Origin of the sequence: Saccharibacillus endophyticus (assembly GCF_013185185.1) — a bacterium.
Lineage (GTDB): Bacteria > Bacillota > Bacilli > Paenibacillales > Paenibacillaceae > Saccharibacillus > Saccharibacillus endophyticus.
Window position 1 is genome coordinate 1,064,576 of sequence record NZ_JAAZWE010000001.1, and the last position, 24,610, is coordinate 1,089,185.

26 protein-coding genes are annotated in these 24,610 nt (G+C 53.7%); all 26 read right to left on the bottom strand.

Going from position 1 to position 24,610, the window contains the following annotated elements; genetic code table 11:
* Positions 1-6: 6 nt before the first annotated feature.
* The gene (locus HRQ63_RS04735; RefSeq protein ID WP_172239843.1) at positions 7-1,215 is read right to left on the bottom strand and encodes an acetate/propionate family kinase; all 1,209 of its coding nucleotides are present in this window, start codon (positions 1,213-1,215) and stop codon (positions 7-9) included.
* Positions 1,212-2,084, bottom strand: a complete 873-nt coding sequence (locus HRQ63_RS04740; RefSeq protein WP_037289189.1) for a 3-hydroxyacyl-CoA dehydrogenase family protein — start codon at positions 2,082-2,084, stop codon at positions 1,212-1,214. The genes HRQ63_RS04735 and HRQ63_RS04740 overlap by 4 nt, the downstream gene beginning before the upstream one ends.
* Positions 2,085-2,498: 414 nt before the next feature.
* On the bottom strand, positions 2,499-4,001 hold the full coding sequence (locus HRQ63_RS04745) for an AAA family ATPase (RefSeq protein WP_172239846.1): 1,503 nt from the start codon (positions 3,999-4,001) through the stop codon (positions 2,499-2,501).
* Positions 3,994-4,539 carry a hypothetical protein gene (locus HRQ63_RS04750; RefSeq protein ID WP_172239849.1) on the bottom strand — a complete coding sequence of 182 codons (546 nt, stop codon included), beginning with the start codon at positions 4,537-4,539 and terminating at the stop codon, positions 3,994-3,996. The genes HRQ63_RS04745 and HRQ63_RS04750 overlap by 8 nt, the downstream gene beginning before the upstream one ends.
* Positions 4,540-4,951: 412 nt before the next feature.
* Positions 4,952-5,470 carry a DUF5590 domain-containing protein gene (locus tag HRQ63_RS04755; RefSeq protein WP_172239852.1) on the bottom strand — a complete coding sequence of 173 codons (519 nt, stop codon included), beginning with the start codon at positions 5,468-5,470 and terminating at the stop codon, positions 4,952-4,954.
* Positions 5,471-5,495: 25 nt separating this feature from the next.
* A complete protein-coding gene (locus tag HRQ63_RS04760) occupies positions 5,496-6,806 on the bottom strand; it encodes an amidohydrolase (protein ID WP_172239855.1) in 1,311 nt (436 codons plus the stop codon).
* Positions 6,769-7,446, bottom strand: coding sequence for a redox-sensing transcriptional repressor Rex (locus tag HRQ63_RS04765; RefSeq protein WP_172239858.1), 678 nt, complete (start codon positions 7,444-7,446; stop codon positions 6,769-6,771). Before HRQ63_RS04765 ends, HRQ63_RS04760 begins: the two co-directional genes overlap by 38 nt.
* Positions 7,447-7,471: 25 nt before the next feature.
* Positions 7,472-10,336 carry an ATP-dependent DNA helicase DinG gene (gene dinG / locus HRQ63_RS04770; protein WP_172239861.1) on the bottom strand — a complete coding sequence of 955 codons (2,865 nt, stop codon included), beginning with the start codon at positions 10,334-10,336 and terminating at the stop codon, positions 7,472-7,474.
* A 224-nt stretch (positions 10,337-10,560) separates the two neighbouring features.
* Positions 10,561-10,944: an aspartate 1-decarboxylase gene (gene panD, locus HRQ63_RS04775; RefSeq protein WP_172239864.1), complete on the bottom strand. Its 384-nt coding sequence runs from the start codon at positions 10,942-10,944 to the stop codon at positions 10,561-10,563.
* Positions 10,937-11,851: a pantoate--beta-alanine ligase gene (gene panC / locus HRQ63_RS04780; protein WP_172239867.1), complete on the bottom strand. Its 915-nt coding sequence runs from the start codon at positions 11,849-11,851 to the stop codon at positions 10,937-10,939. The genes panD and panC overlap by 8 nt, the downstream gene beginning before the upstream one ends.
* Complete coding sequence (panB, locus tag HRQ63_RS04785) at positions 11,848-12,777, bottom strand: 3-methyl-2-oxobutanoate hydroxymethyltransferase (protein WP_172239870.1); 930 nt, start codon at positions 12,775-12,777, stop codon at positions 11,848-11,850. The genes panC and panB overlap by 4 nt, the downstream gene beginning before the upstream one ends.
* Before the next feature lie 491 nt (positions 12,778-13,268).
* A complete protein-coding gene (locus tag HRQ63_RS04790; protein ID WP_172239873.1) occupies positions 13,269-14,318 on the bottom strand; it encodes a biotin--[acetyl-CoA-carboxylase] ligase in 1,050 nt (349 codons plus the stop codon).
* Positions 14,315-15,637: a CCA tRNA nucleotidyltransferase gene (locus tag HRQ63_RS04795; protein ID WP_229714065.1), complete on the bottom strand. Its 1,323-nt coding sequence runs from the start codon at positions 15,635-15,637 to the stop codon at positions 14,315-14,317. Before HRQ63_RS04795 ends, HRQ63_RS04790 begins: the two co-directional genes overlap by 4 nt.
* A 12-nt stretch (positions 15,638-15,649) precedes the next feature.
* Positions 15,650-16,780 carry an N-acetyl-alpha-D-glucosaminyl L-malate synthase BshA gene (gene bshA / locus HRQ63_RS04800; protein ID WP_172239876.1) on the bottom strand — a complete coding sequence of 377 codons (1,131 nt, stop codon included), beginning with the start codon at positions 16,778-16,780 and terminating at the stop codon, positions 15,650-15,652.
* A 27-nt stretch (positions 16,781-16,807) separates the two neighbouring features.
* On the bottom strand, positions 16,808-17,506 hold the full coding sequence (bshB1, locus tag HRQ63_RS04805) for a bacillithiol biosynthesis deacetylase BshB1 (protein WP_172239879.1): 699 nt from the start codon (positions 17,504-17,506) through the stop codon (positions 16,808-16,810).
* The gene (mgsA, locus tag HRQ63_RS04810) at positions 17,499-17,924 is read right to left on the bottom strand and encodes a methylglyoxal synthase (RefSeq protein WP_172239882.1); all 426 of its coding nucleotides are present in this window, start codon (positions 17,922-17,924) and stop codon (positions 17,499-17,501) included. The genes bshB1 and mgsA overlap by 8 nt, the downstream gene beginning before the upstream one ends.
* Positions 17,925-18,066: 142 nt before the next feature.
* On the bottom strand, positions 18,067-18,867 hold the full coding sequence (gene dapB / locus HRQ63_RS04815; protein WP_172239885.1) for a 4-hydroxy-tetrahydrodipicolinate reductase: 801 nt from the start codon (positions 18,865-18,867) through the stop codon (positions 18,067-18,069).
* Positions 18,864-19,217, bottom strand: coding sequence for a nucleotide pyrophosphohydrolase (locus HRQ63_RS04820; RefSeq protein ID WP_172239888.1), 354 nt, complete (start codon positions 19,215-19,217; stop codon positions 18,864-18,866). Before HRQ63_RS04820 ends, dapB begins: the two co-directional genes overlap by 4 nt.
* Before the next feature lie 96 nt (positions 19,218-19,313).
* Positions 19,314-19,973 carry a DUF1405 domain-containing protein gene (locus tag HRQ63_RS04825; RefSeq protein WP_172239891.1) on the bottom strand — a complete coding sequence of 220 codons (660 nt, stop codon included), beginning with the start codon at positions 19,971-19,973 and terminating at the stop codon, positions 19,314-19,316.
* A 128-nt stretch (positions 19,974-20,101) separates the two neighbouring features.
* Positions 20,102-20,320: an IDEAL domain-containing protein gene (locus HRQ63_RS04830; RefSeq protein ID WP_037289219.1), complete on the bottom strand. Its 219-nt coding sequence runs from the start codon at positions 20,318-20,320 to the stop codon at positions 20,102-20,104.
* A gap of 317 nt (positions 20,321-20,637) precedes the next feature.
* A complete protein-coding gene (locus tag HRQ63_RS04835) occupies positions 20,638-21,240 on the bottom strand; it encodes a histidine phosphatase family protein (protein WP_172239894.1) in 603 nt (200 codons plus the stop codon).
* A 37-nt stretch (positions 21,241-21,277) separates the two neighbouring features.
* On the bottom strand, positions 21,278-21,895 hold the full coding sequence (locus HRQ63_RS04840; protein WP_172239897.1) for a hypothetical protein: 618 nt from the start codon (positions 21,893-21,895) through the stop codon (positions 21,278-21,280).
* Positions 21,885-22,490: an RNA polymerase sigma factor gene (locus tag HRQ63_RS04845; RefSeq protein WP_172239900.1), complete on the bottom strand. Its 606-nt coding sequence runs from the start codon at positions 22,488-22,490 to the stop codon at positions 21,885-21,887. Before HRQ63_RS04845 ends, HRQ63_RS04840 begins: the two co-directional genes overlap by 11 nt.
* A gap of 190 nt (positions 22,491-22,680) precedes the next feature.
* Positions 22,681-23,301, bottom strand: coding sequence for an immunity protein Imm33 domain-containing protein (locus tag HRQ63_RS04850; protein WP_216673823.1), 621 nt, complete (start codon positions 23,299-23,301; stop codon positions 22,681-22,683).
* 20 nt (positions 23,302-23,321) lie between these two features.
* Positions 23,322-23,765 (bottom strand): hypothetical protein, encoded by a 444-nt coding sequence (locus HRQ63_RS04855; protein WP_172239903.1) that lies wholly within the window; start codon positions 23,763-23,765, stop codon positions 23,322-23,324.
* A 43-nt stretch (positions 23,766-23,808) separates the two neighbouring features.
* A complete protein-coding gene (locus tag HRQ63_RS04860) occupies positions 23,809-24,606 on the bottom strand; it encodes a metallophosphoesterase family protein (RefSeq protein ID WP_172239906.1) in 798 nt (265 codons plus the stop codon).
* Positions 24,607-24,610: the final 4 nt, after the last annotated feature.

A 24,610-nucleotide genomic window follows, 5' to 3' on the forward strand; every position in this document is an offset into this window, starting at 1 on the left:
TCTATGTTAAGCTTTGCTTTCTTCTACGATACGGAACGTATCGCGGGCGATCACGAGCTCTTCGTTCGTCGGAACGACCAGTACTTCCACTTTCGAATTCGGAGTGGAGATACGACGCGCGTCGCCGGAACGGATTTTGTTCAATTCTTCGTCGATCTCGATGCCGAGATACGACAGGTTGTCGCAGACCGCTTTACGCACGATGGCCGAATTTTCGCCGACGCCTGCGGTGAAGATCAGCACGTCTACGCCGTTCATCGCGGCCGCATACGAACCGATATACTTGCGCAAACGGTATTCGTACATTTCGAAAGCCAGCGTCGCGTTCGCTTCGCCTTTTTCCCAGCCGTCCGTAATGTCGCGCATATCGCTGCTTACGCCCGAGATTGCAAGCAATCCGCTGTGTTTGTTGAGCATGGAGTTCACTTCGCTTACGCTCAGCTCTTCCTTGTTCATCACGTAAGGCACGATGGCAGGATCGAGGTCGCCGGAACGCGTGCCCATCATCAGACCTTCAAGCGGAGTCATGCCCATGGACGTATCGACGGAAATGCCGCCCTGGATCGCCGTCAAGCTGCCGCCGTTGCCGATATGCGCCGTGATGATCTTCAGATCTTCGATCGGCTTGTTCAGGAACTCGGCTGCCGCAAGGCTTACGTAGTAGTGCGATGTGCCGTGGAAACCGTAACGACGCACTTTGTATTTGTTGTAAAGAACGCGCGGAATCGCGTACAGGTACGCTTTTTCCGGCATCGTTTGGTGGAACGCGGTGTCGAATACGACGACCTGCGGGACGCCAGGCATGTTGATTTCCGAAGCTTCGATCCCCATGACGGCCGCAGGGTTGTGCAGCGGCGCCAGGTCGATCAGGGCACGGATATTCTTTTTCGCTTCTTTGTCCACGAGTGCGGATTCGTTGAAGAACTCGCCGCCGTGCACGACGCGGTGGCCGATCGCATTGATCTCATCAACGCTCGACAATACGCCGTGTACGCTGTCCGTCAGCTTGTCGATAACTTTGCGGATCGCCGTGTTGTGTTCAAGAATTTCGCTGACTTCCACGACTTCGTCTTTACCGGTCGGTTTATGCGTCAGAATGGACGAATCCATGCCGATCCGCTCTACCAGGCCTTTAGCCAGGACGGATTCATCCGTCATATCATACAGTTGGTATTTAAGCGAGGAACTCCCCGAGTTGATTACGAGTACTTTCACAGTCTGTCACCATCCTTGTCGTACTTGAAGAAACCTTCGCCGGTCTTCGTGCCGAGATGTCCTGCGCGCACCATCTTTTTCAAGATGATTGCTGGACGGTACTTCAGATCGCCGTATTCGCGGAACATGCCGTCGAGTGCTGCAAGCACCGAATCCAGACCGAAACGGTCGCACATTTCGAGCGGTCCGCGGTTGAATTGGTAGCCGATGCGCATTGCGTCGTCGATATCTTCGGCCGAAGCCACGCCTTCTTCAAGCACATGCAAAGCTTCGTTGATCAGCGTGCAGATCAGGCGGGTCGAAACAAAGCCCGGAGATTCGTAAACGGTCACGCCTTTTTTCTCCAGCGTTTCTTCCACGAAGTTCTTCGTTGCTTCGAATGTCGCATCCGATGTTTTCAAGCCGCGAATCAATTCGACCAGGTTGATCGAAGCGACCGGGTAAATAAAGTGCATGCCGATAACGCGTTCCGGATGGAGCGTGGAACTGCCGATTTCGGTCAGGCTCAGCGCGGACGTGTTGCTTGCCAACGTAATATGGCTCGGGCACACTTGATCCAACTGGGCAAATACCGCTTTTTTCGCTTCCAAGTCTTCCGAGATCGTTTCAATGACCAGATCGCAAGAACCGAGCTCCGCGAAATGGGTCACTTTGGAAATTCTCGACAGCGTAAGCTTTTTCTCTGCCGGGGTAATGCCCCATTTTTCAAGCTTTTTGTCTAGGCTTGTTTCGATCATGCCGTACGAATAGTCCAGCTTCTCGTTATTTTTCTCTACGAGCAGGACATCAAGGCCTCTGGAGGCAAGCATTTCTGCGATGCCTTGTCCCATGACCCCTCCGCCGACGACGCCTATTTTTTTGAAATTCATCTCTAGTATTCATCCTTTCTGGTCTCTCCTGCAAGATTGTCCACTCCTACAGCCGACATGAGCGTCTTGCATTCCCAACATCTAATCATATCTTAGCATAACCGAAATGTAAAAAAGAAATTGCGGCTTAAAAATATTCGGAAATGCAAAGAAATTATAGCAAGAGTTCAAACGGACATTGTCGACCGTACGCGGACACACATTTCTATCATAAGCCTGCCAAGCCGCCGAGCGACGAAGCAGTTGCGGATATTTTGTGAAGTCGGGACAAAAAAAGGCCCGCTGCTGCTTTTTAACGCAAATCGTTCGAAGCCGCGCAAGAAAATGTCAAAAGCCAAGGCCCCCAACTTCAGTTGGAGTCCTCGGCTAAATGAACAGGATGTCTATTATGAACGCGATTCAAATCAAGTCATATTACGCGGGCAGCTGCGTAAGCTCACGAAATTGGGCACGGAACTGCTCGCCCGAAAGAACTTCTTCATGCATCAAAATATCCAACGAACCTTCGAATACTTTCCGATACCGATCCAGTTCATTTCGCGTAGATTCGGTCAAGACGCGCAAAATCTTATCGTTATGCTTCATTAATTCTTCTTTGGTCAACATCTTCAGGCTGACGATCCCCAGATCCGTCAGACCGGATACGATCATGTTTTCAACCAGGTCCAATGCCTGCTCAAAATCTCCGCGCGAGCCGGTACTGCGGCCGCCGTAATACAATTCTTCCGCAGCGGAGCCTGCCAACGCAATCATGATCTGTTCTTCAAGGAACTGCTTGGTATACAAATATTGTTCCTTTTGAGGATTATGACGCACATACCCCAGCGCTTGTCCGCGCGGGCTGAGAGCGACCTGGCTGACGCTGCCCGGACGCAATACTTCAGCCATGATGGCATGTCCGAGTTCATGAATCGCCACGCGGCGTTTTTCGTCCGCGCTCGTCTCGCGATCCGTTTTCTCGCCCAGCATCACTTTATCGATCGCGCGCGACAAATGCTTTTGGTCGATCACGGCCTGCTTGTCGCGCATCGCATAGATTGCCGCTTCGTTCATCACGCTTTCGAGCTGTGCGCCGGAAAAACCATACGCTTCTTCGGCAATGCGGTCCAGGTCGGCATCCGGCGATACCGGGCGGCTTTTGGCGTGCAGTTCCAAAATATGCTTGCGACCTTTTTTATCCGGCAAATCAACCTGAATATGACGGTCAAAACGACCGGGGCGAAGCAGCGCGGCATCCAGCATCTCTTTGCGGTTCGTTGCGGCAATAACCAAAATGCGCGGCTCGTCGTTGTTGTAGATGCCGTCCATTTCGGTCAGCAGCTGGTTCAGCGTCTGATCATACTCGCGCTGCTGCCCGCCTTCCCGCTTGCCGCCGATCACGTCGATCTCGTCGATGAAAATAATGGCGCTTTGCTTTTTTTCCTGCGCCGCGCGGGTACGGGCATCCTTGAACAAATCACGGATGCGTCCCGCGCCCACGCCTACGTACATTTCAACGAAATCGCTGCCCGAAGCGGCAACGAAGACCGAGTCCGTATAATGGGCCGCGGCTTTCGCCATCAGCGTCTTTCCCGTTCCCGGAGGGCCCGTCAACAAAATGCCCTTCAACGGACGAATGCCGAGCTTTTTGATTTCTTCATGCTTGATCAAAAAATCCAAAGCTTCGCGCAGCTCTTGCTTGGAGTTGTCTTGTCCGCCGATCTGTTCGAACGTGAATTTTTCGGGCTTTTGCTTTTTTCGCTTGCGATCCTGAGCAGCGCCTACGGCCAAGCCGCCGCGCATTTGCAAAACCGCGAAGATTCCCACGCCGATCAGTGCCATCACCGCGATTGGCATAATATTGACTCCGATAAGACCCAGGAAGATCACGAACGCCGCTGCAAAACCGATCAACACTTCCATTGTCCATTTAGGCATTGTATTGTCCTCCTGTTCCGGTCGCCGCGGCCAGCGGCAGAATGATATATTTGTTGGCCTTCTTGTCCGACGCGGAACTTAAGGCAACGTAAACGTAGCGGTCATCCATATCGCTGGAAATGGTATATCCGTTATTTTCGTTTTGAATTTCGGCTAACGTATCGGGAATCATCGTATATCGCTTGTTAGCCATCGCTTCGGCAACCGAGAACGAAGCTTGCTTCCAAAGCTCTTCGATCTCCGGCGTCGAGTGGTCGGCAATGTCCAACTTGATCGAACGTCCTTCGAGCAAAGAACCTTGTTCTTTGCGAAGCTGGGCGATCATTCCGCGCAAATCCACATTCGATTCCAGATCGAGTTTCAATACGGCCTGCTTTTGGGTAATATGAGCTTGGGCGCTGGTAACGCCCGGATAATTCGTAAGCATTTTTTCAATAGGACGCTCAAGAGCAGTTTGACGATACATGAACCATCCTCCGAGCAGAAGGATGAGCGATAATGCGGCAGTAACGACAATAGGCAGCACACGAATTTTCAATGGGCATTTCTCCTCTTCTTGCTGTATGTGTAAGCATCGGGCAGAGCAGAATCCAACATCCATCTGTTTTTCCGGCATTTTTGCGAAAAAATGCTTTTTCGGCGTTTGTTTACCGTTTAAACCGAACCTTCGTTTTCCTTCTTTTATCCAAATTTAAACCCTTGTTGAGAATAAGTATATCACACCGTTTTCCCATTTTCTAATTCGCGTACGCGTTCCCGGATGCTTGCTCGGCACGGTTTTAGACCGAAAAAGCGTTTTGCGGGAACATGAACGATTTAAAGCAATCCTGCAAAAGCGAGCAAAAACGACGATTCCTTACAAAAAGCAGCATGAACTGCACAAAAAGGCCTTTCCCCCAAGGGAAAGGCCTTTTTTACCGGAACAATGAATCAAAAGGCGGAAATACTTCCTACCATTTCGGCAAAGCGGAAGGTTGCCCGACCTCGCTGCCGTCTTTGAGATTGTAGAATCGGTAATAACGAGTATCGTTCTGTTCGTAAAAAATCTGCCATACGTATTGATTGCTGTATACGCCCGGCAGAAGGCGAATCAATTTCGCGTCCGGAAGCTCGGCTTCGAATCGGCTGCGCATATCATCGCGCGTAACGGTTCCCGCGAGCGGCAGAGTCCGCAGTGCGTTCTGCCCTTCGGCCGGCGTACCGTCCGACTTGTATTTCATCCATACATATTCTTCTTCGCCTGCCGCAGTCGTCCCCAATACAACCCAGAAGATCGAGTTTTCTCCCCAGACCCATTTATCGGCCCGCTCGACTTCGGTTAATTGTGCTTGGGTACGCGCTGCCGCGATTGCCGCATTGCGCTCGCTCGTTCGATCCTGCATCGAAATGGTGTAATACAAATACGCTCCCGAGAGCAGGATCAAAAGGATGAGCACAACCAGCAAAATGAGTTTTGCGCGCTTGCTCACGTTGTCGTTCCTCCCGGTGTCCGGTTTATCGAGCTAACAGCCCTTCGAAAGAGGCCTGCGCTTCGAACCGGATTTTCTCTTCGTCCAGGGTCAGGCATTCGCGGTTCTTCACGATCTGGCGACCGTTCACCCAGACATGACGTACGTCCTGCCCGGCTGCCGAATACACGGCGTGCGAAACGTAATCCGTGCGAGGCACGAAATGCGCCTGTTCGATATCCAGGGCGATAAAGTCTGCTTTCATGCCTGCGGCCAGCGTACCCAGATTCTCGAGGTACAACGACCGAGCCCCGTACAAAGTTCCCATCCGCAAAGCTTCCAGCGCAGGGACGGCCGTCGGGTCGCCGGATACGCCTTTGTGGATCAGCGCCGCAAGACGCATCTCTTCGAACATGTCCAGATTGTTATTGCTTGCCGAACTGTCCGTGCCGAGCGAGACCACTACGCCTGCTTTGAGCATTTGCGGGACTTTCGCCACGCCGCTCGCCAATTTGAGGTTGCTGCCCGGATTATGGGACACCGCTACCTTGTTGGCTGCAAGCACTTCGATCTCTTCGTCGGTCAAATGCACGGCATGCGCAACCATCGACGGACGGGAGAAGAAGCCCAGCTTTTCCAGATGCGCCACCGGACGAAGGCCGTATTCGCGCACGTTCTGTTCCACTTCCGCCGCCGTTTCCGACATATGCGTGTGCAAAGGCAGATCCAGATCATGCGCGGCTTGAACAAAGCGCTCGATGTAAGCCGGCGGACAGGTATAAGGCGCATGCGGAGACATCATGACCGTGATGCGGCCGTCCGCCCCGCCGTGCCAGGTTTTCGCGAACGAGACGGCATCCGCCAATTTGCGCTCCTGCTCTTCTTCCGAACACAAGCCGATGACGCCGCGCGTCAACGAAGCGCGCATGCCGGATTTTTCTACGGCTTCCGCTACGCGGTCCATATGATCGTACATATCGAGGAACGTCGTGGTACCGCTTTTGAGCATTTCCACGATGGACAGGGAACTGCCCCAATATACGTCGTTCGAGGTGAATTTGGCTTCCATCGGCCACATTTTGGTTTGCAGCCATTCCTGCAGCACCATGTCGTCGCCGTAACCCCGCAGCAGCGACATCGCCGTGTGCCCGTGACTGTTTACCAAGCCCGGCATGAAGAGCAATCCCTTACCGTCAACAGCCGGCAAATCGCGCGCGTCCTCCGGCTCTTCGGTTCCGATGTACGCGATCGTGCCGCCGTCAATGATCATGCAGCCGTGCACGACGCCTCCTTGCTCGGCCGTCGCGAATACGCCGTTTCTAATGATCCACTTTTTCGGGTTGTTTGTCGTTGTCATGGACTTCGGTTTCCTTTCCGTTGTCGAGATAATAAGCCAGGCTCAGCAAATCGGTAGTGAAGTCGGCCGCATGAATCCGTACTTCGGCCGGCACTTTAAGCACCGTCGGCGCAAAGTTCAGAATCGCTTCGACTCCCGCTTCCACCAACTGGTCGGCAACGCGCTGCGCTTCCGAATCCGGAACCGTGATGATCCCTACGCGAATGCCTTTTTCGATCACCGTTTTTTTCAATTCCTCGATCGGCTGCACGGTCAGCATATTGATCTTGGTTCCGATCTTCGGCGTATAGGAGTCGAAAACGGCCACGATCTTCATGCTTTCTTTCAGGTACATGTTGTAGTTGGACAGCGCGTGACCCAAATTGCCGGCCCCGATCAACGCAACGTTGATCTGACGGTCCAGCTTGAGGATATGGCGAATTTTCTCGATCAGATAAGACACGTCGTAACCGATGCCCTTCCGGCCGAAATCCCCGAAATAAGCAAGATCCTTACGGATTTGAGCCGGATTGAGATCCAACTTCTGTCCAAGCTCTTGCGACGACACGGTCATCACTTCGCGTTTGTGCAATTCGGTCAGGTGACGCAAATAAACGGGAAGTCTGCGAACGACGGCTTCCGAAATTTTTTCCGCTTTCATTCAAGGTCCCTCCCAGGGAAAAAAATTAATCCGCCTTTGCTTCCGGCTCCAACCATTCCTCGACTCTCGGCACGATCTGGTCGAGAGTCATATGCTCCATTTTCGGGCCGGGAAGCGAGTATAAAAAGTATTTGCCGTAATAAGACTCAATCACGCGCGTATCGTACACGATGACGATCCCGCGGTCGCGGCGCGTCCGCACCAAGCGGCCGAAGCCCTGCTTGAAACGAATGACCGCCTGCGGGACGGAGAGCTTCATGAACGGATTGAGATTCTGGCGCTTAAGCAGCTCGCTTTTGGCCTCCAGCAGCGGATGGCTCGGCGGCTGGAAAGGCAGGCGGACGATGGCCAAGCAGGTCAACGCGTCGCCCGGGATGTCCACCCCTTCCCAGAAACTGCTCGTACCCAATAAAACGGTCTTCGGATTATCCATGAAACGCCGGGTCAATCGACTCCGGCTTCCGCTGTCCACGCCTTGACCGATAATTGAAATGCCTGAAGCAGCCAGCAGCTCTTTTAACGGTTCGTAGACCTGACGCAGCATCCGATATGACGTGAACAGCACAAGCATGCGTCCTTGGGTCGCTTCCGCCGTACGCGCCAGCGAATCGGTCAAGGCCGCCAAAAATCCGGCGTCGGCATTCTGACCTCTGACGCTCGGAAAATCTCTCGGAACGATCAAAAGCGCCTGCTCCCGATAATTGAAAGGAGACGGCAGCACTTCCGTTAACAGCCTTTTTTGCGAAGCCGATTCCCGAAGCCCCAGTTGATCGATCATATACTCGAACTTTTTGTCCACGGCCAATGTGGCCGAGGTAAGAACAATGCTTTTCTTTTTATCGAAAAAGTGCTGTTGCAGTTGGGCGCTGACATCGATCGGCACCGCATACAACTGTAACGACTTGCTTTTGAATTGCGAACTTCCTTCCAGCCAATACACCGTACTTCCGTCATCAAGCCGCATAAAGAATCGCAGCGACTCTCTGGCCTCCGACAGATCCTTGAGCAGACCGGAAATATCCGTTGCCAGACCTTCGGCCGTATAATCGCCGCTGTCTTCCTTGACGGAAGCCGCCATGCGTTCGCCGCGCCTTACAGCCTCCCCGAGTCCCACGTAAATCTGGTCTTCGAGCGTCGACAGCGTATCCCATCCTTTCGGATATTCGCCCGCCGTCAAACGCAGCGTATGCTGCCCCGCTTCGGGCGCCGACGGGTCTGCCCGATCCGGCAGCAGCGTATAGAGCAGCTCGGTCAGCTTGTCCCAGCTTTCCTTCGCATCGATCAACTCGGGAATCACGTCATCGATGGCCCGGGTCCAGTCATTGGTTTTCTCGTGACCCAGACGGCCAAGGAGCTGACGCAATGCTGAAAGTTGGCCGTTTTTCGAGTCTTTATACAAGCGGGTCATCGAATGGACCAACGAAAAATATTTCAAATGCAGCCCCAGATGCTTACCCGCTACGTCCTCAAGATGATGCGCTTCGTCGATGACAAGCCGCTCGTAGGCCGGCAATAGCTGATCGTCGGCCTTCACGTCGGAGAACAACTTGGAATGGTTCGTCACGACGACATCGGCCATCGACGCTTCATGCTTGGCCCGGTAATAGAAGCAGCTTCTAAACCACGGACAAGCCCGTCCCAGACAGGAGTCCGTCTCGCTCGCCACCGTATCCCAGAAGTCTTGTCCGCGACCGATTCCCAGGTTCAGCTCCTCGTCGTCGCCGCTCTGCGTTCGCGTCAACCAGACGACGAGCTGCGCCGACGTCATCGCATCGTCCGCCGGATGCACGAATTCGCGCCGGTCGATTTTTTGCTCCAGTTTGCGCATGCACAAATAATGCTGACGACCTTTGAACACGGAAGCGCGGAACTCGAAAGGAACCACTCGCGTCAATAACGGTACATCGCGTTCGCGCAGCTGCTCCTGCAAGTTGATCGTATGCGTGCTGATCATGACTTTGCGATCATTACGTACGCTCTCGTAAATGGACGGAATCAGATAGCCGAGCGATTTGCCCGTTCCCGTTCCCGCCTCGATCAAAAGATGTTTGTCGCTTCCGAACGCTTCCTGCACTTTGCCGAACATCATGTTCTGCGATTCGCGTTCCTCGTAACCCGGCAATTCCGCGCGCAGGTTATCCTGCACCTGCTCCAGAAAATCCGCGAACGAAAGGTCTTCAAGCGGATTACCGTCCCGAATTTCTCGCGCGGGCGGAACTTCCGCCCACTCTCCGGCTTTCAGCGCAAATTGGCGATAGAACTTGAACTCTCCGCCGTCCGGCAATTCTTCAAGCTCTTTCTCTTCGACCAACGTCTGGAAAAACCAACCCAGATCGCTGTCTCCTTCAAGCAGTTCCGCTACGCGTTGAAGCGTAATAAGCGGTAGCGATCTGGCTTCCTCCAAGCAGTGCAAAAAAACGTGCGCCGTTGCCAACGCATCGCTATCCGCCTGGTGCGGTCGTTCGTGAGGAACGCCGAACTGCGATGCGACTGCGCCAAGCTGGTAGCTCGTAATCGAAGGGTACAAAATGCGCAGCAGGTCAATCGTATCCAGAATTCGTCCGGTAAACGGCAAATATCCGGTCTGGTCAAGCGCACGCTGCAAAAATCCGAAATCGAACGCCACATTGTGTCCGATCAGAACGGCATCGTCAAGAAGCGGAATCATCCCGATGATCGCTTCGTCCAGTCCCGGAGCCTCGCCGAGCTGTTCTTCGCGGATTCCCGTCAGTTCAGCAATGAACGGAGGGAGCGGGACGCCGGGATTGACCAGGGATTGGTAGGTCTCCACGATCTGCAGATCATGGTCGATGACGCTCAGCCCGATCTGGATGATGGCATCCGATGCCTGAGTGCCCGTCGTTTCAAAATCCAGCACGGCAAATTTCATGGTGTCGATAAATCCTTTCAATCGGTTTTCCTTACCAGCATACCAGACAAACAGCAGTTTGGGAAACTGTTCACCACTTCTTGAAGTCCGAAAAAGGAGGAGTTTGCGAATAGGCCCTGGCCGCCTGTCGGCACAAAAGGCGGCTGCCGAACGACCCTTCTGTCAAGGATCGCCGGAGCCGCCGCCGGGATGCATATCCGATTACAAAAATATCCGGTCGCTATTTAACGGATCGTTGCGTGAACTTCCTTGGCAGCCGTCTCGACCGCGCGATTGCCCGCATCCACGAAGACGACCGTAGGCTCATGCGTCAAAGCTTCCTCGTTCGACATCGAAGCATACGAAATGATAATGACGGTATCGCCAGGCTGTACGCGGCGTGCCGCCGCGCCGTTCAAGCAGATCACGCCGCTTCCGCGCTCGCCCGGAATCACATAGGTTTCCAAGCGTTCGCCGTTGTTATTATCGACGATTTGCACTTTTTCATTTTCCAACAAATCGGCCGCTTCCATCAAATCTTCGTCAATGGTGATGCTGCCGACATAGTTCAGGTTCGCTTCCGTGACGGTTGCGCGATGGATCTTGGATTTCATCATGGTTCTATACATGCAAAGGAACCTCCTTGAGCTTCATAATCGTGTTATCAATCAGACGCGTAGAGCCGAATTTGACCGCCAAGGCCAAAATAATCGAACCTTCCGACGCACGCAGCTTTGTAAAACCGTCTTGTTCATCCAGCGGTTCCAGATTCGGAAAAGTCAGCAGGTCCACATAATCGATCTCGGCCAACGGCGATTCTTGAATCGCCGTTGTCACCTCCGCCATAATCAGCTCGGGTGTCACAGCGGCATCGCTTTCGATCCGCAGCGATGCTGTTCGTAACGAACGCGAGAGCACAAGTGCTTCGCGGCGTTGTTCCTCGCTCAGATAAACGTTGCGTGAACTGAGCGCCAAGCCGTCTTCCTCCCTAATGATGGGACAAGGAATGATCTCGATATCCATGTTCAGATCGTTGACCATCTTCTGAAGCACGGCTACCTGCTGGGCATCTTTCGCGCCGAAAAAAGCTTGATCCGGCTTGACGATGTTGAACAACTTCGATACCACCGTGGCCACGCCGTCAAAATGTCCGGGGCGCGAAGCGCCGCACAGACGCTCCGTGACCCCCGTAACGGTCACGGTCGTCCTGCGCTCTTCCGGATACATCTCGGCCACCGAAGGCAGGAACACAACGTCCACGCCTTCACGCTCGGCCAGCTTCAGATCGGCTTCTTCGCTGCGCGGGTAGCGGTCAAGATCTTCGTTCGGCCCGAATTGGATCGGATTGACGAAGATGCTGAGTACCGAAATCCCGCTTTCCTGCCGCGAACGGCGCAGCAGACTGGCATGGCCTTCATGCAGATATCCCATCGTCGGTACGAATCCTACGATGCTGCCGGATGCCGTATCGCTCCGTTCTGCTCGCAATTCGGCGATGAAGGAGCGAACTTCGGCAATCGTCTTGGCGATTCTCATCCTTGCGTCCCTACTTTCTCTTTATCGGAAGCCGAAGGCGCATTTTGCTGCGTTGCTTCTTCCGAACGTCCGCCGCCGTACAACGAATCAAGGGATTCGCTTACGCCTTCGTCTGCTTTGAACACGTGATTTTCAGCAGGGAAAGCTCCGTTTTTCACTTCATTAACGTAATCTTCGATGCCGCCGCGAATCTGCGAACCGACATCGGCGAATGTTTTGACAAATCGTTTTTCCATATAAGGAGAGGCGTACTTGACCACGTCGTGGAATACCAGAACCTGACCGTCGCATTCGCGTCCCGCTCCGATTCCGATCGTCGGAATGGACAATTCGCGCGAAATGGCGGCTGCCGTTTCTTCGGCGACAAGTTCCAATACGACGGCAAAAGCTCCGGCTGCTTCCAGCGCTTTGGCTTCGTCCATCAGCCGCTTGGCATCCGCGGCGTCTTTGCCCTGCACCCGATAGCCGCCGATCGTGTTGACCGACTGCGGCGTCAGGCCGATATGGCCCAACACCGGCACGCCGGATTGCACGATGCTTTTCACGGCTGCCGCGATCTCAAGTCCGCCTTCCATTTTAACGGCATGCGCATGGCCTTCCTGCATCAGGCGGCGCACGCCTCTAAGTGTCTCGTCCGTGCTTCCGTGGTACGTCATGAACGGCATATCGGCCACGATAAACGTATTTCCCGCTCCGCGCGCCGTCGCTCTCGAATGATACACCATGTCGTCCAATGTTACCGGAATCGTCGAATCGTAACCCAGTACGACGTTCCCGAGGGAATCGCCGACCAAAATGATATCGACGCCTGCTTCCTCCGCAAGTTTTGCCGAAGGATAGTCGTAAGCGGTAATCATCGTAAGGCGTTCATTTTGCTCTTTCATTTTTCGAATCTTGACTACGTTCAACGGTTTTTTCGCTGCCATGTCATCAGGCTCCTTTTGTGGATAGTGGAGGCCTTTTGCACCGGATCTACAAGTCCATCCAGCACAAATAGCCTTTTGCTGTCACCAAAAGGGCCGAAAGGTAAAGAAGAAACGGGTGCGACGATTCGCTTCTCCCTTCTGTCTCGGTCCTTGTTAGGCTCAGAGCAGAACTGCAGGGCTTGCCTGGGCGATGTTTCGCCCGGTTGGTGCATTTCGTTTCCTATTTCGTACATACGGGCAACCGGATACATGCTTCGGCTTCTGCGTTCAATTCGATATTCCGCCCGACAAGCAGGTCGGATTTCGAAGTAAACGTAGATCCGTATAGAGCCCATGCACGCGACCGCCTTGCTAAGACTACGATTTGCGGCAGTGCAGTTCGGCCTGATTTCGCCGATACCGCCTCCACATCGCCAGTATACCAAAACCAAGCATGAAAATCACCCTGGAACAATCATGAAAATAACTACCTTACATTTAACTGGGTCAAGCTACTCGCCATCAGGCGATCCGTCAGCTGCGCGCGTACCCGGATAGAGTTCGATATCTCCCGAATAGACCGGAACGATATCCCCTTCCTCTGTACGCATCATAAGCTCTCCCTGCTCGCCAAGACCATGCGCGACGCCGCGGCGCTCGCCTTTCAAATCGCGTACGGCGATCTCGCGCCCCAATGTCACGCTAAGAGATTCCCATAGCAGGCGAATCGATTCAAAACCACGTTCGTTATACAGCTCATACAGCATTTCGAATTCATTCATGACCGCCGCAATCAGAGCAGAGCGATCAACTTCAACACCTGATTCACGTCGCAAAGAGGTTACCTTGCTGCGCAGTTCTTCGGGATAATCGCTCTCGCTAAGGTTCGCGTCGATCCCGATGCCCATGATGCAATGCCGAACGCGTCCGTCTTCCACGACCGCTTCCAGCAAAATGCCGCACAACTTGCGCCCGTCGGCCAACAGATCATTCGGCCATTTGATGCCGGCTTCCACCCCGCTGACAGCGCGAACCGCTCGGCAAACGGCAACCGCCGTGAGCAAAGTGAGCTGCGGCACGGTCGTCAACGGTCCTTCCGGACGCAGCACGGCACTCATCCACACCCCGAGGCCGGGAGGAGAATGCCAAACCCGTCCCTGCCGTCCGCGGCCTGACGTCTGTTCTTCGGCTACGACGAGCGTACCTTCAACTGCACCTTCACGAGCTTTTTTCTCTGCTTCGGTCTGCGTCGAATCGGTCTTGCTCAGCACGGTCAGCTCGCGGCCGAAACGTGATGTCGTCAACGCCGCTTGAATGCGACGTGCATCGAGTGCCGAATCCGAATCTGCCAACCGGTAACCGAGCTTCGGCGAAGCGTCGAAAACATATCCGGCTTCTTTCAGCCTGCGAATCTGCTTCCATACGGCGGTACGGCTTACGCCTAAACGTCGGCTGATCTCTTCTCCCGACAGATACTGTCCCTCGGCCGCTTCGAACATGCCGAGCAGTCGATCCCGGCTTTTGGGTTCTTCGGTCCCCGTCGGTTTGTTTGCATCGGTCATTCGGGATTCGCCTCCTTGCCGGTTTCTGCTTCTGCGCCTGCTTCTATTCGAACAATCTCAGCCAGTAAAGCTTCACGCTCGTTCGGAACATGTCCAAGCGCAACTTCTTCAAGCAGTCGACGAATCAGCAAACCCAGCCAAGACCCGGGTTTACGATCCAAATGCGCGACGACGTCGTGACCGCCGAGCGCGAGCTCACGTACCGATTCCACGGGAATTTCTTTCAGCCAAAGCGTTTCGCCTTCTAATGAAGCCGGGCGATCATCGGCGATCGAGCAGCGGTAAGATATCCAATTCCCGACCGAAGCGCGACCGAAATCCAGTACACAGCGGACAAAAACGAGCTTCGCGCGCTGCTCCCCCTTTTGCCTCGCTTCTCCCATAAGCTCATCGATTCGCAACAATGCCGAGACCGACTTCGCGAAACTGCCCGAAAAGGTCCAGCTTTTGAGCGCCTGCTCCGCTTCTTCACCGGGAATACCAAGTCCGTCAAGCAGCGCGGCCCAGCGTAGTTCCTCCGGCTTCCCTCGCAATGCATCTAACGCTTCAAGCTTCACAGCTCCCAACATCTCCGGCGTCAGACGGATTTTGGCATGCGCCAACAGTCCGCTGCGCGCCAACAGACGTACACCGTCCGCCGGACGCGGGCCGGACACCATTTTTTCCAATTCCGCACGGATCCGCTCTGCCGCAATATGCTTCATATTGCCGCGCAGCTCAATCAATGCTTCCCAAGTCTTAGACTCCAGTTCAAAATCAAAAACCGAAGCAAACCGAACGCCGCGCAGCATCCGCAGCGCGTCTTCGCGAAACCGCTCTCGAGCATCGCCCACGCAGCGAATGACGCCCTGTTCCAAGTCCATTCGCCCGTCGTAAGGATCAATAAACGACCCATCCGGCAGACGGGCAATCGCATTCATCGTAAAATCGCGACGCCTAAGATCCTCATCCAGCGACCGAACGAAAGTGACTTCCTCCGGTCGACGAAAATCCTTATAATCGGTTTCCGTCCGAAAAGTCGTGACCTCGAACGGAATCTTCTCCATCACTACGGTCATCGTGCCATGCTCGATCCCTGTAGGGACGGTACGCGCAAACAGCTCGGCTACTTCTTCCGGACGCGCTGATGTTGCGATATCCATATCGTTAACCGGACGCCCGATCAGTTCGTCGCGAACGCATCCGCCTACCCAGCAGGCCGTATGGCCCGCTTGTTCAAGCGTACGCAGGATCTCTGCGCTAAGCCGCACCTGCTGCGGATCCGCATGCTTCCACTGCGTCAAATCGTTCAACTCCGTTTCTTTCTCTATCTGCATCATCGCGGCCGGAGCCTAACGCTCCAACACCCGGTAATAGATGTCCTCGTATTCCCGCATAATCTTCTGGTCGCAAAATTGAGTGTGGGCGCGCTCCAGGCAAGCTTCGCGCAGCTCCGCTTTTTTCGCCGGATCGCGCAGCAACGAAACAGCATAAGCGGCCATCGCTTCCGTATCCCCGATCGGAGCCAGGTATCCCGTCACGCCGTGCTGAACCAGCTCGGGAATTCCGCCTGCTTCCGAACCGACCGTCGGCACGCCGCAGGCCATCGCTTCCAAAGCCACCAAGCCGAAGCTTTCTTTCTCCGAAGGCAGCAATAAAATATCCGCAAGCGAAATCACCTGAGCGATCTCGTCCTGTTTGCCGAGAAAATGCACGCGTTCCTCCAGGCCGAGTTCCCGGATTTTGCTTTGCACTTTCGGCATGTCGGGTCCTTCGCCCACTAACAACAGCTTCGTCGGCATCTCGCGGTTGACCCGATTGAAGACGTCAATGACGTCCGGCACTCGTTTCACGGGACGGAAATTCGAGATATGCATCAGGATTTTCTCGTCCGGCGTCGCAAATTCCGCACGGAGCGTCGATACTTCGCGCGGATAATAGACCCTTTTATCGATAAAGTTATACGTCAGGTCGATGTCTCGCGTAATATCCAGCGCCTGGCGCGTTTGTCCGATCAGATCCGCCGACACCGCCGTCACCGCGTCGCTGCGGTTGATGGCAAGGGCGATCAGGTCTTTAAGCGTCTCATCCTGACCCAGCACCGTAATATCGGTTCCGTGCAGCGTCGTTACGATTTTGAGATCATCCCCGACCATTTGTTTCGCCAAATAGGCGCAGACCGCATGCGGTACCGCGTAATGGACGTGCAAAATGTCGAGCTTTTCCCTTTTGACCACTTGAGCCATCTTGGATGCCAGCGACAAATCGTAAGGCGGATAGCGGAACACGTAATAATCGCTGACTTCGACTTCGTGATAATGAATATTTTTATGAAAAGCACCCAGCCGGAACGGAATGCTATGCGTGATAAAATGGACCTCGTGTCCTTTTTCCGCCAGCAGTTTGCCCAGTTCCGTTGCCACTACGCCCGATCCGCCGAGCGAAGGATAGCAAGTGATGCCGATTTTGAGTACGTCTTTCATGAAGGCCGGAACCCCTTTCTCGCCGCTTTAAAAAAGATGAACCTTGTGCGGCAGTCGGGATGCGAAGCCCTCCGCGTAGCCGATGCCGCACTTTTGACCCAGCAGCGAATCGCGTGCTTTCACCCGTTCCGCATACTGCGCGGTCAGCGGGGTAGCCACGGCATCCGAACCTTGCGTCGGCCCTGTGAACTGCGACGCGTAACAGCGTAACGAAGCTTCTTTTTCGGCATAATATTCGGTCACGTCAACCGTAAGGTCGGCACGCCCGAGATCATTGATAAAATAAAAATACGTTTGGCTTACCGTCGCCGGAGGCAGCTCGGGCATATAGCGCCGCAGCTTGGCATTGAATACCGCTTCCTCTACCAACCCGCTGCACGCGATATGATCCGGATGCCGATCTTCCCAGTACGGGGCAAACACGATACGCGGCGCCCACTTGCGAATTTCGGCGACGATTCGACGAATATGCTCTTCCGTGCGGAACAGTCCGCGATCCGGCAAGCCGAGATTGCTGCGCACGGAGAGGCCGAGCACGGCGGAGGCCGACTCGGCTTCTTGTTGGCGCAGCTCTACCGTGCCGTTGGAAGACATCTCCGCGCGCGTAAGGTCGCAGATGCCGACACGGTAGCCCGCGCGCGTATGTTTGACGATCGTGCCGGCCATGCCGATTTCGGCATCGTCGGCATGAGCGCCGAAAACGAGAATATCGAGCGGCTCAGTCATTGCTCTCGATTCCCGGCTTGTACTTATGTACCAGCTCCCGCCAACCGAAATCGCCGCGCATCAATGCCTTGACGAGAATTTCGGCAGTCGCCACATTCGTGGCTACCGGGATTCCCTGCACATCGCAAATCCGAAGCAAGGCCGTAATATCCGGCTCGTGCGGCTGCGCCATCAACGGATCACGCAAGAAAATAATCAGATCCAGTTCGTTTTCAGCCACAAGCGCCCCGATCTGTTGGTCTCCGCCAAGCGGTCCGGACATGAAACGATGGATATTGAGGCCGGTTGCCTCCATGATACGCTGCCCGGTGGTTCCCGTGGAATACAGCTGACAGTCTACGAAGGCCTGTTCATAAGCGGTAACGAAATTGACCATCTCGTCTTTTTTGCGGTCATGCGCGATAAATGCGATCTTCATCGAGTTCCCTCTTTCCGGCTATGTTGGTTAAAAGAATTACTACCTTGTCAACGCTAAAAGAAAGGTTACGCCCGACTGAAACGCACCTGAAACGCGTGCCTTTCATTCGAACGTAATCCTCTGATTAAGAGTTGACAAGGTCCTACATCAAATGCTCGAAACCATATACCATTCCCGTATAATCCATCACCTTTTTGATTCCGATATTGACGCCCGGCATATAGCCGGCTCGCTCATACGAATCATGACGGATTTTCAGGCTTTGACCATATCCGCCGAATACGACTTCCTGCTGCGCAAATACGCCCGGCAAACGCAAACTATGAATGCGGAATCCGTCATATTCTCCGCCTCGCGCTCCCGGCAAAATTTCTTCCTCGTCCGGATTGCCCTGCTTGATTTTTTCGCGTCCTTGAGCAATCAGCTCGGCTGTTTTGATCGCGGTACCGGAAGGCGCATCCAGTTTCTGGTCGCCATGCGTTTCGATAATTTCGACATGCGGCAGATATTCGGCGGCCTTCGCGGCAAATTGCATCATCAAAATCGCGCCGATCGAGAAGTTCGGAGCAATCAGACCCCCGATATTCGCTTCTCGGCAAAGTCCGTCCAATTCTTCAATTTGCTGCGGAGTAAAGCCTGTCGCGCCTACAACCGGACGAACGCCGTGACGAATTGCGGTAACGGTATTCGCATAGACGACGGATGGAACCGTAAAGTCCACCAATACATCCGCTTTATTTTCCGACAAGGCCAGATCCAGATCCGAGGCAGCGATAATGCCGCAAGGCTTCAATCCTGCAAGCTCACCCGCATCCTGACCTGCCCCTGAACGATCAACCGCTGCAACCAGTTCAAGCGAAGCGTCCTCCAATACCATCTTCACGACCTCGCGTCCCATACGCCCGCCGGCTCCGGTAACGGCTACTTTGATTTTCTCGCTCATTGTCGTTCCTCCTCCTGCTGCGGATCCGTGTCGATTCGCGTCCAACGGTCTTTGTCGCGCGTGTTGAATTTATGCATGACCCGGTCATGGGCCTCAGTCAAATCAATGTTGAGCGAATTGGCAAAACACAGCGTGATAAACAAAATATCGCCGAGTTCCAATTCGATCGAGTTGTCGTCTTCTCCGGCTTTTTTCGGTTTCTCGCCAAAGCTGTGGTTGACTTCCCGTGCAAGCTCGCCGACCTCTTCCGTCATCCGGGCGAGCATCGACAACGGACTAAAATACCCTTCCTTAAACTGCGAGATATAACGGTCTACCTCGCGCTGCATCTCGGCTAGGCTCTTTTCCATGCCGGCATTCGCCTCTTTCTGTGTGTGGTGATATTGGACTGCACTCCTTCCTATGTTATCGCAAAGGGATTTTGAAGACAATGGTTGATATGTAGCCTAGGACATGTCTTCAGGCCTGTCCGTCGACCTCGCGCCGCGCCCGCTGCCGCGAATGGCTAACCAGCCGGCCAGAACACTTACGGCCGTCAATCCGAACGTAAAGTTGCGAACCTGATCGATGATCGCCAGATGCTGCAACGACAAATATGGGAAAATGCCATATGTATAATCGACCGTGTCATTAGTGAACGTCCAAATCGCAGCCGGAATCAGCCATAACGTCCCCAAACTGAAGAAACGAACGTACAACAGGGCTTCTATGGCCATAACGCCATGTGAAGCGATCAGCATCCAACTGAGCGGTTCAATCGGGTTGCCCAACGCAGCATCCCAGAAAATAATAGAGATCGCCCAAACTCCGTATTTAACGGATGTGACAATCGCCAATGCTTCAATCAAACGAACCACTCCGCGCATCAAACGAGAAGCAGGAGGGAATAGCAGTCCGAGAAGCGCCAGCGTAAAGAATAAACTTCCGGTCGGACTGTCCGGTACAAAAACAATTTGCCAAGCCGGCTGCGTGCTCCAAACACTGACCAGTTGCCCCCAGTACCAATAATAACCATAAACCGTACCTACCAAATTGCTAATGAAAAGCAACCAGAGAATCCGGCGATCGGTCAAAAGAGCGCGGCTCCATAACCACGATAACGACATGTTGTTCCTCCCGAATAAAATTGAAGACGCACCCGGTATCGTTTACCGGGCCTTCCCTTCATAAAAAGCCTGACCGCGTCGGCGGTCAGGCTTTTTATGAACCCGTTTTTATTTTACAGTTCGCATCTTCAAGTTGGCAAGCGCGAGGATTCTATCGATACGCTGTCACGTTCAATCATTTTCAATTCGCTCGTTAAAGCCAAGAAGGCGAGTTCGTCTCCGCTGGCCAGAGCTGCGTCGATATCCTGCTGCAACATTTCACAGCGTCGTCTGCGCAATGATTCATCCCATACCATCTCGGCGGCCAGACCCAACATCACTTCGTAAGCTGCTTTCATCTTGTCCAAAGGACGCACCTCCCGAGTTTTCATATCTTCACCGGCAATTGTTCAGCTCCGACGACTTCTGGTTGGAGGCGGTTCCCCCGCGCCCCTATTCATCGTTTTTTTTGTGAGCGCCCTCATTTTTTCACAATTTCAAGAGACAGAAGAGACAAAGAAGCTAACTCCTTTCTATGCATTTAACCCAAACTTCGATCCGTGCACCATAAAACGGAAAAAATCGGTAATTATATTTAACCCGTAATCGATTCTGCCCATAAAAAAAGCCTTTCTCCGGTCCAAGTACGTCGACCGTCGAAAAGCTTTGAATTCAAGTTCGATTATTAGCGATAAAGCTTGCCCGGTTGCTCTGCCGACAAATGCTTCGTACAGTTATAAACCAACGATTCCCAAAGCTCGCCGTTCTTTTCAAGCACGGTGAGCGACAAGTTGCCGATCCGTTCAACCTGCCGATCCGCATAAAGCGCGGCATACAATCGGGCCAGCAGACCTCCGTGCGTCACGACCAGAATATTTTGTTCCGGGTATTTCGCTTCAAGATCGGCCATGAACGCCAGCGCACGCTCGCCAAGCGCCTGAAGCTGCTCCTGACCGTTATCTTGGGTGCTCCAGTCTTCTCCGTACCGCTCGACCAGCTCGGAAATTCGCATGCCTTCCAGAGGACCGAATCCGCGTTCCGTTAAACGGACGTCGGCTTCCAATAACGGCAGATCCAATCGGGCTGCAATAATTTCAGCCGTCTCCTGCGCTCGCAGCAATCCGCTGGAGATCGCAAAATCCCACTCGTAAGGCTCTTCCGCCAGCCGCTCGGCTAATCGCGAAGCTTGGGCACGGCCCTCGTCGTTAAGCGGAATATCGATTTGTCCCTGAATCCGACCCGCTGCATTCCAGTCGGTCAGTCCGTGTCTAATCAAGCCGATACGCATTAACGTCGCTCCAATCTTTGGCGAAAAGTAAATCGCGTTATTTTCTCATTGCGGCAATCCGGCTTAGCGACAGCAGCGCCAGACCCATGCCCGTCAATGACAGGAACATCCAATATTGCGGGTGCGTCGGTCCGATTTGAGCGACCAGAGGCTCAATAATGCCCCGTCCCGACATTTGTTCGTCCGATTCGGTATCGGCAGATTCCGAAATACCGGCCTGCACCGTCAAAGGCTGAACGATCACGCCTGCCGGCACCTCTTGAGCTGCGCTTCGTTCGCGATCCGGCACGCCCCAGCCTGCAAGGTAAATAAAGCTGACAAGAAACACGGCAAGCAGCGCGGCAATCCATACGGCTGCACGGCTGCGGAATCGGTGCTGCGAAGCGTAAGTCTTGGCTTCTCCCGGAAGCAGCCAAGGAGATTCCTCGTAAATCCGATCCATGACGCCGCGGTTCATCCGTTCGGCGTCCATCTCGGGCAAATCAAGAGAGGCTTCTTGCAGCAACTCGTCCAGATCAGGAAAATCATCGAGATCAAACGTCTCGCTGTGCCGATCTTCCGGCCGAAGCGGTCCGCCCTTCTTCTCGTCCGGGCGCTGCTCATGCGGATTCCAGCGCATGCCCGCCCGGTGTCCGCCATCCTCTCTACCCTTCATTCGGTCTCATCCCCTTGTAGATCTCCTCATCGTACACCGGGCCGTAATAATAGGGTTCCAACTGATTTTTGATGCTGAGCCTTGCGCGGAACAACAAAGATTTGACGGAGCTGATACTTTGCCCCAAAATACGCGCGATCTCCTGATAATCCATCTGATCGTATTCGCGCAAGATCAACGCAGCACGTTGTTTCTCAGGCAAGTTATCGATCGCCGAGCGAACCATGCCGACCTGCTCGTTGCGAAGCAGCGCCTGTTCCGGTGCCGCATCCGTCGACGAATCGGTCACCAGCTCGCCGTCCTCAAGCGGGACATTGGTCGCCCGATGTCTGCGGAGCTCGCTGAGCGCCGTATTTCTTGCAATCGTGTATAACCAGGTGGAAAAAGAAGCTTCGACCTCGCGAAACGACTGGAGGCTTTTGAATGCTTTATAAAAAGTCTCGGAACTCACGTCTTCGGCAAGATGGCCAAGGCCCGCGCTCTTCAACATATAGTACGTAAATGCCAGGATTTTGCGCTGATAGCGCCGCATAAGAACCGAGTAAAGTTCGACATTCCCTGCTTTAATTTCCCGAATCAACTGGGAATCTTCCATCGAAAACGCGCCCCTCCCTCGCTCGCCGCAAAAAAATCTACAGCCCATTTTATCATAATGCCCGCTTTTCGCAAAAAATCCGGGGCTTCGACTCATAGACGAACAGAGCCGAGATAAAGTTGCAGCGATCGGCGAAATTTTTCTCTTTATTTATCTTATTACCCTTTTTTCGCTGATATACGGCTTTTTCTTACGCTTCGGATCTCCAAATATTGCGATCTTCCGCATCCAATACGGCTTCTACCTCGTCACCGTCCAGCACCGCGACGCATCCTTTGGGCAGGGCTAACACCTTCAGTATGCCGGGGCGCAGATTGAACAATTGAAAAATATAATACAAGCGCAACTCCTCCTGCTCAACTTGACCTTCGGCAGGTCCCAGGTACCAACCGGAACGTCCGTCTTGCCGATGATCGGTCCGCTCCAGATAAACCCGCTCGGCATTCAGTGCTTTTTCCGATGCGATCAGCGTATCCTGGAACAAGCAGGTCTCTCCCGCCGTTCCGCTTTGCTTCAACATATGATTCTGGGCCAATTGCACGGATAACGTCGCAGACAAATCATCGGTCGTGCGCGAAAACGGATCCGTCGCATAATCGGGAGCGAGAATTTGCACCTGTCCTTCACCTTTCTCATGGATGAACAAAATGCTCCAACCGACCTGAATCTTCATTCCGTCTTCGAGAAATCCGGCGTCCGCCTCGGTAGTCTCGAATAAATTCAACAGAAAATCGCCTTGCAGCTCCAAGCTTTCTTCACACTTTAACGAGAACGTGCGAGAACCGATTTCTTTGGTCTTCGTGATCAGCATGATTCAGACGTCCCCCGGTATCAATATGACTTTTGCTTACGGATTCGCTCCTGCTCGCTCAGATACTCCTTATATCCCCAAAACGCTTCTTCGCGCCCGCCGCCTTCCAGCAATGTAGCGACCGCATACGACAATAATTCGACCCAATCGGCCATTTGCTGCAGTTCTTCATCGGTGATCAACTCGTTGCTGCGCAGCATGCCGTTCGGCTCGATCGCCCAGGCTCGCGCGTATTGGCAAAGACTCCAAAAACACGACACGATCGTCCGATCGAGATTTTCTTTTTCCAATTCATCGCTCAACACGTCCAGAATTTCCATCAGTTCATGAAAATTCTGTTCGATCAACTTGCCTCTATAGGGACGCAGCATGCCGAGAAAGCCTTGTTCCACTTTTTCATGTTCAAGATCGTCATGTACGAAAGCATGCATTTTCAACCGCTCAACGGCTTGTTCCTTATTCAAGGCCAACCCTCCATGATGTATAAATTCCGGTCATTCCTCTTACTTACGCCTGCGTCAAAATAAAAGCTCGTCCGTCTGCATTCAGTACCTGCACCTGTCCGATCTCGGCTAAAGGCTGTTCCCAATGCACATGACCGCAGCAAACCAATGTATCCGAAGCCGACTCCAACTGCTCCCTGATGCCGATATGGCCACGCAGTCCAAGCGTCGGCTCATCCGGCCCTTGATGCAGCAGCAAAAGGTCAGGTTTGCGCGCCAGCAATCTTTTCAATTCACGCAAAAAAAGCTCTTCCGGCATTCGATTAGGCCGGTCCGTTCGGCCTATGATGCCTCCGAGACCGGCTACCCGCACGCCGACCGCTTCCCGTATTCCTGGACGTTCGAAAAATAAGACTTCTGCAAGTTCTTCCAAGCCGCCGGATGAAAAAAGATCGTGATTACCCGCTACTCCGGCCACGCCGCCGAACCGATCGTCGAAAGCTCGCCAGACCGGCAACGGATCACCGCTCGACCCGCGAACGCCAGGATCGGCATATAAATCTCCGCAGAGCAATACGAGAACCCGCCGCGGATCGATGTTCGGAAACTCCAATTGGAGCAGCAAAGCAAGGTGTTCAGCCAATTCCTCGCCGAGCAAACGTTCTTCGCCGTAGCCTTTTGTCCCTGCTTTACAGGTTCCCTGCAAGTCCGACGTCGCGATCAAAGCATCCCATCGAGCAGGAAGACCTTCCACTTTTCCGCTATGTATAGGCAGCTCGACGTGTTCGATTCCGCCTCCCGCTGCCGCCGACAGATAAGGTACCGCATCCACGGGCTCCGGGTCAAGTTTGACGATACGCATCAAG

Bases quoted from the DNA above. Each gene is read 5' to 3' on its own strand.
- HRQ63_RS04740 (WP_037289189.1), bottom strand. From the start codon at position 2,084: ATGAATTTCAAAAAAATAGGCGTCGTCGGCGGAGGGGTCATGGGACAA.
- HRQ63_RS04745 (WP_172239846.1), bottom strand. From the start codon at position 4,001: ATGCCTAAATGGACAATGGAAGTGTTGATCGGTTTTGCAGCGGCGTTC.
- HRQ63_RS04760 (WP_172239855.1), bottom strand. From the start codon at position 6,806: ATGACAACGACAAACAACCCGAAAAAGTGGATCATTAGAAACGGCGTA.
- HRQ63_RS04765 (WP_172239858.1), bottom strand. From the start codon at position 7,446: ATGAAAGCGGAAAAAATTTCGGAAGCCGTCGTTCGCAGACTTCCCGTT.
- dinG (WP_172239861.1), bottom strand. From the start codon at position 10,336: ATGAAATTTGCCGTGCTGGATTTTGAAACGACGGGCACTCAGGCATCG.
- panD (WP_172239864.1), bottom strand. From the start codon at position 10,944: ATGTATAGAACCATGATGAAATCCAAGATCCATCGCGCAACCGTCACG.
- panC (WP_172239867.1), bottom strand. From the start codon at position 11,851: ATGAGAATCGCCAAGACGATTGCCGAAGTTCGCTCCTTCATCGCCGAA.
- panB (WP_172239870.1), bottom strand. From the start codon at position 12,777: ATGGCAGCGAAAAAACCGTTGAACGTAGTCAAGATTCGAAAAATGAAA.
- HRQ63_RS04790 (WP_172239873.1), bottom strand. From the start codon at position 14,318: ATGACCGATGCAAACAAACCGACGGGGACCGAAGAACCCAAAAGCCGG.
- HRQ63_RS04795 (WP_229714065.1), bottom strand. From the start codon at position 15,637: ATGATGCAGATAGAGAAAGAAACGGAGTTGAACGATTTGACGCAGTGG.
- bshA (WP_172239876.1), bottom strand. From the start codon at position 16,780: ATGAAAGACGTACTCAAAATCGGCATCACTTGCTATCCTTCGCTCGGC.
- bshB1 (WP_172239879.1), bottom strand. From the start codon at position 17,506: ATGACTGAGCCGCTCGATATTCTCGTTTTCGGCGCTCATGCCGACGAT.
- mgsA (WP_172239882.1), bottom strand. From the start codon at position 17,924: ATGAAGATCGCATTTATCGCGCATGACCGCAAAAAAGACGAGATGGTC.
- dapB (WP_172239885.1), bottom strand. From the start codon at position 18,867: ATGAGCGAGAAAATCAAAGTAGCCGTTACCGGAGCCGGCGGGCGTATG.
- HRQ63_RS04820 (WP_172239888.1), bottom strand. From the start codon at position 19,217: ATGGAAAAGAGCCTAGCCGAGATGCAGCGCGAGGTAGACCGTTATATC.
- HRQ63_RS04825 (WP_172239891.1), bottom strand. From the start codon at position 19,973: ATGTCGTTATCGTGGTTATGGAGCCGCGCTCTTTTGACCGATCGCCGG.
- HRQ63_RS04835 (WP_172239894.1), bottom strand. From the start codon at position 21,240: ATGCGTATCGGCTTGATTAGACACGGACTGACCGACTGGAATGCAGCG.
- HRQ63_RS04840 (WP_172239897.1), bottom strand. From the start codon at position 21,895: ATGAAGGGTAGAGAGGATGGCGGACACCGGGCGGGCATGCGCTGGAAT.
- HRQ63_RS04845 (WP_172239900.1), bottom strand. From the start codon at position 22,490: ATGGAAGATTCCCAGTTGATTCGGGAAATTAAAGCAGGGAATGTCGAA.
- HRQ63_RS04850 (WP_216673823.1), bottom strand. From the start codon at position 23,301: ATGCTGATCACGAAGACCAAAGAAATCGGTTCTCGCACGTTCTCGTTA.
- HRQ63_RS04860 (WP_172239906.1), bottom strand. From the start codon at position 24,606: ATGCGTATCGTCAAACTTGACCCGGAGCCCGTGGATGCGGTACCTTAT.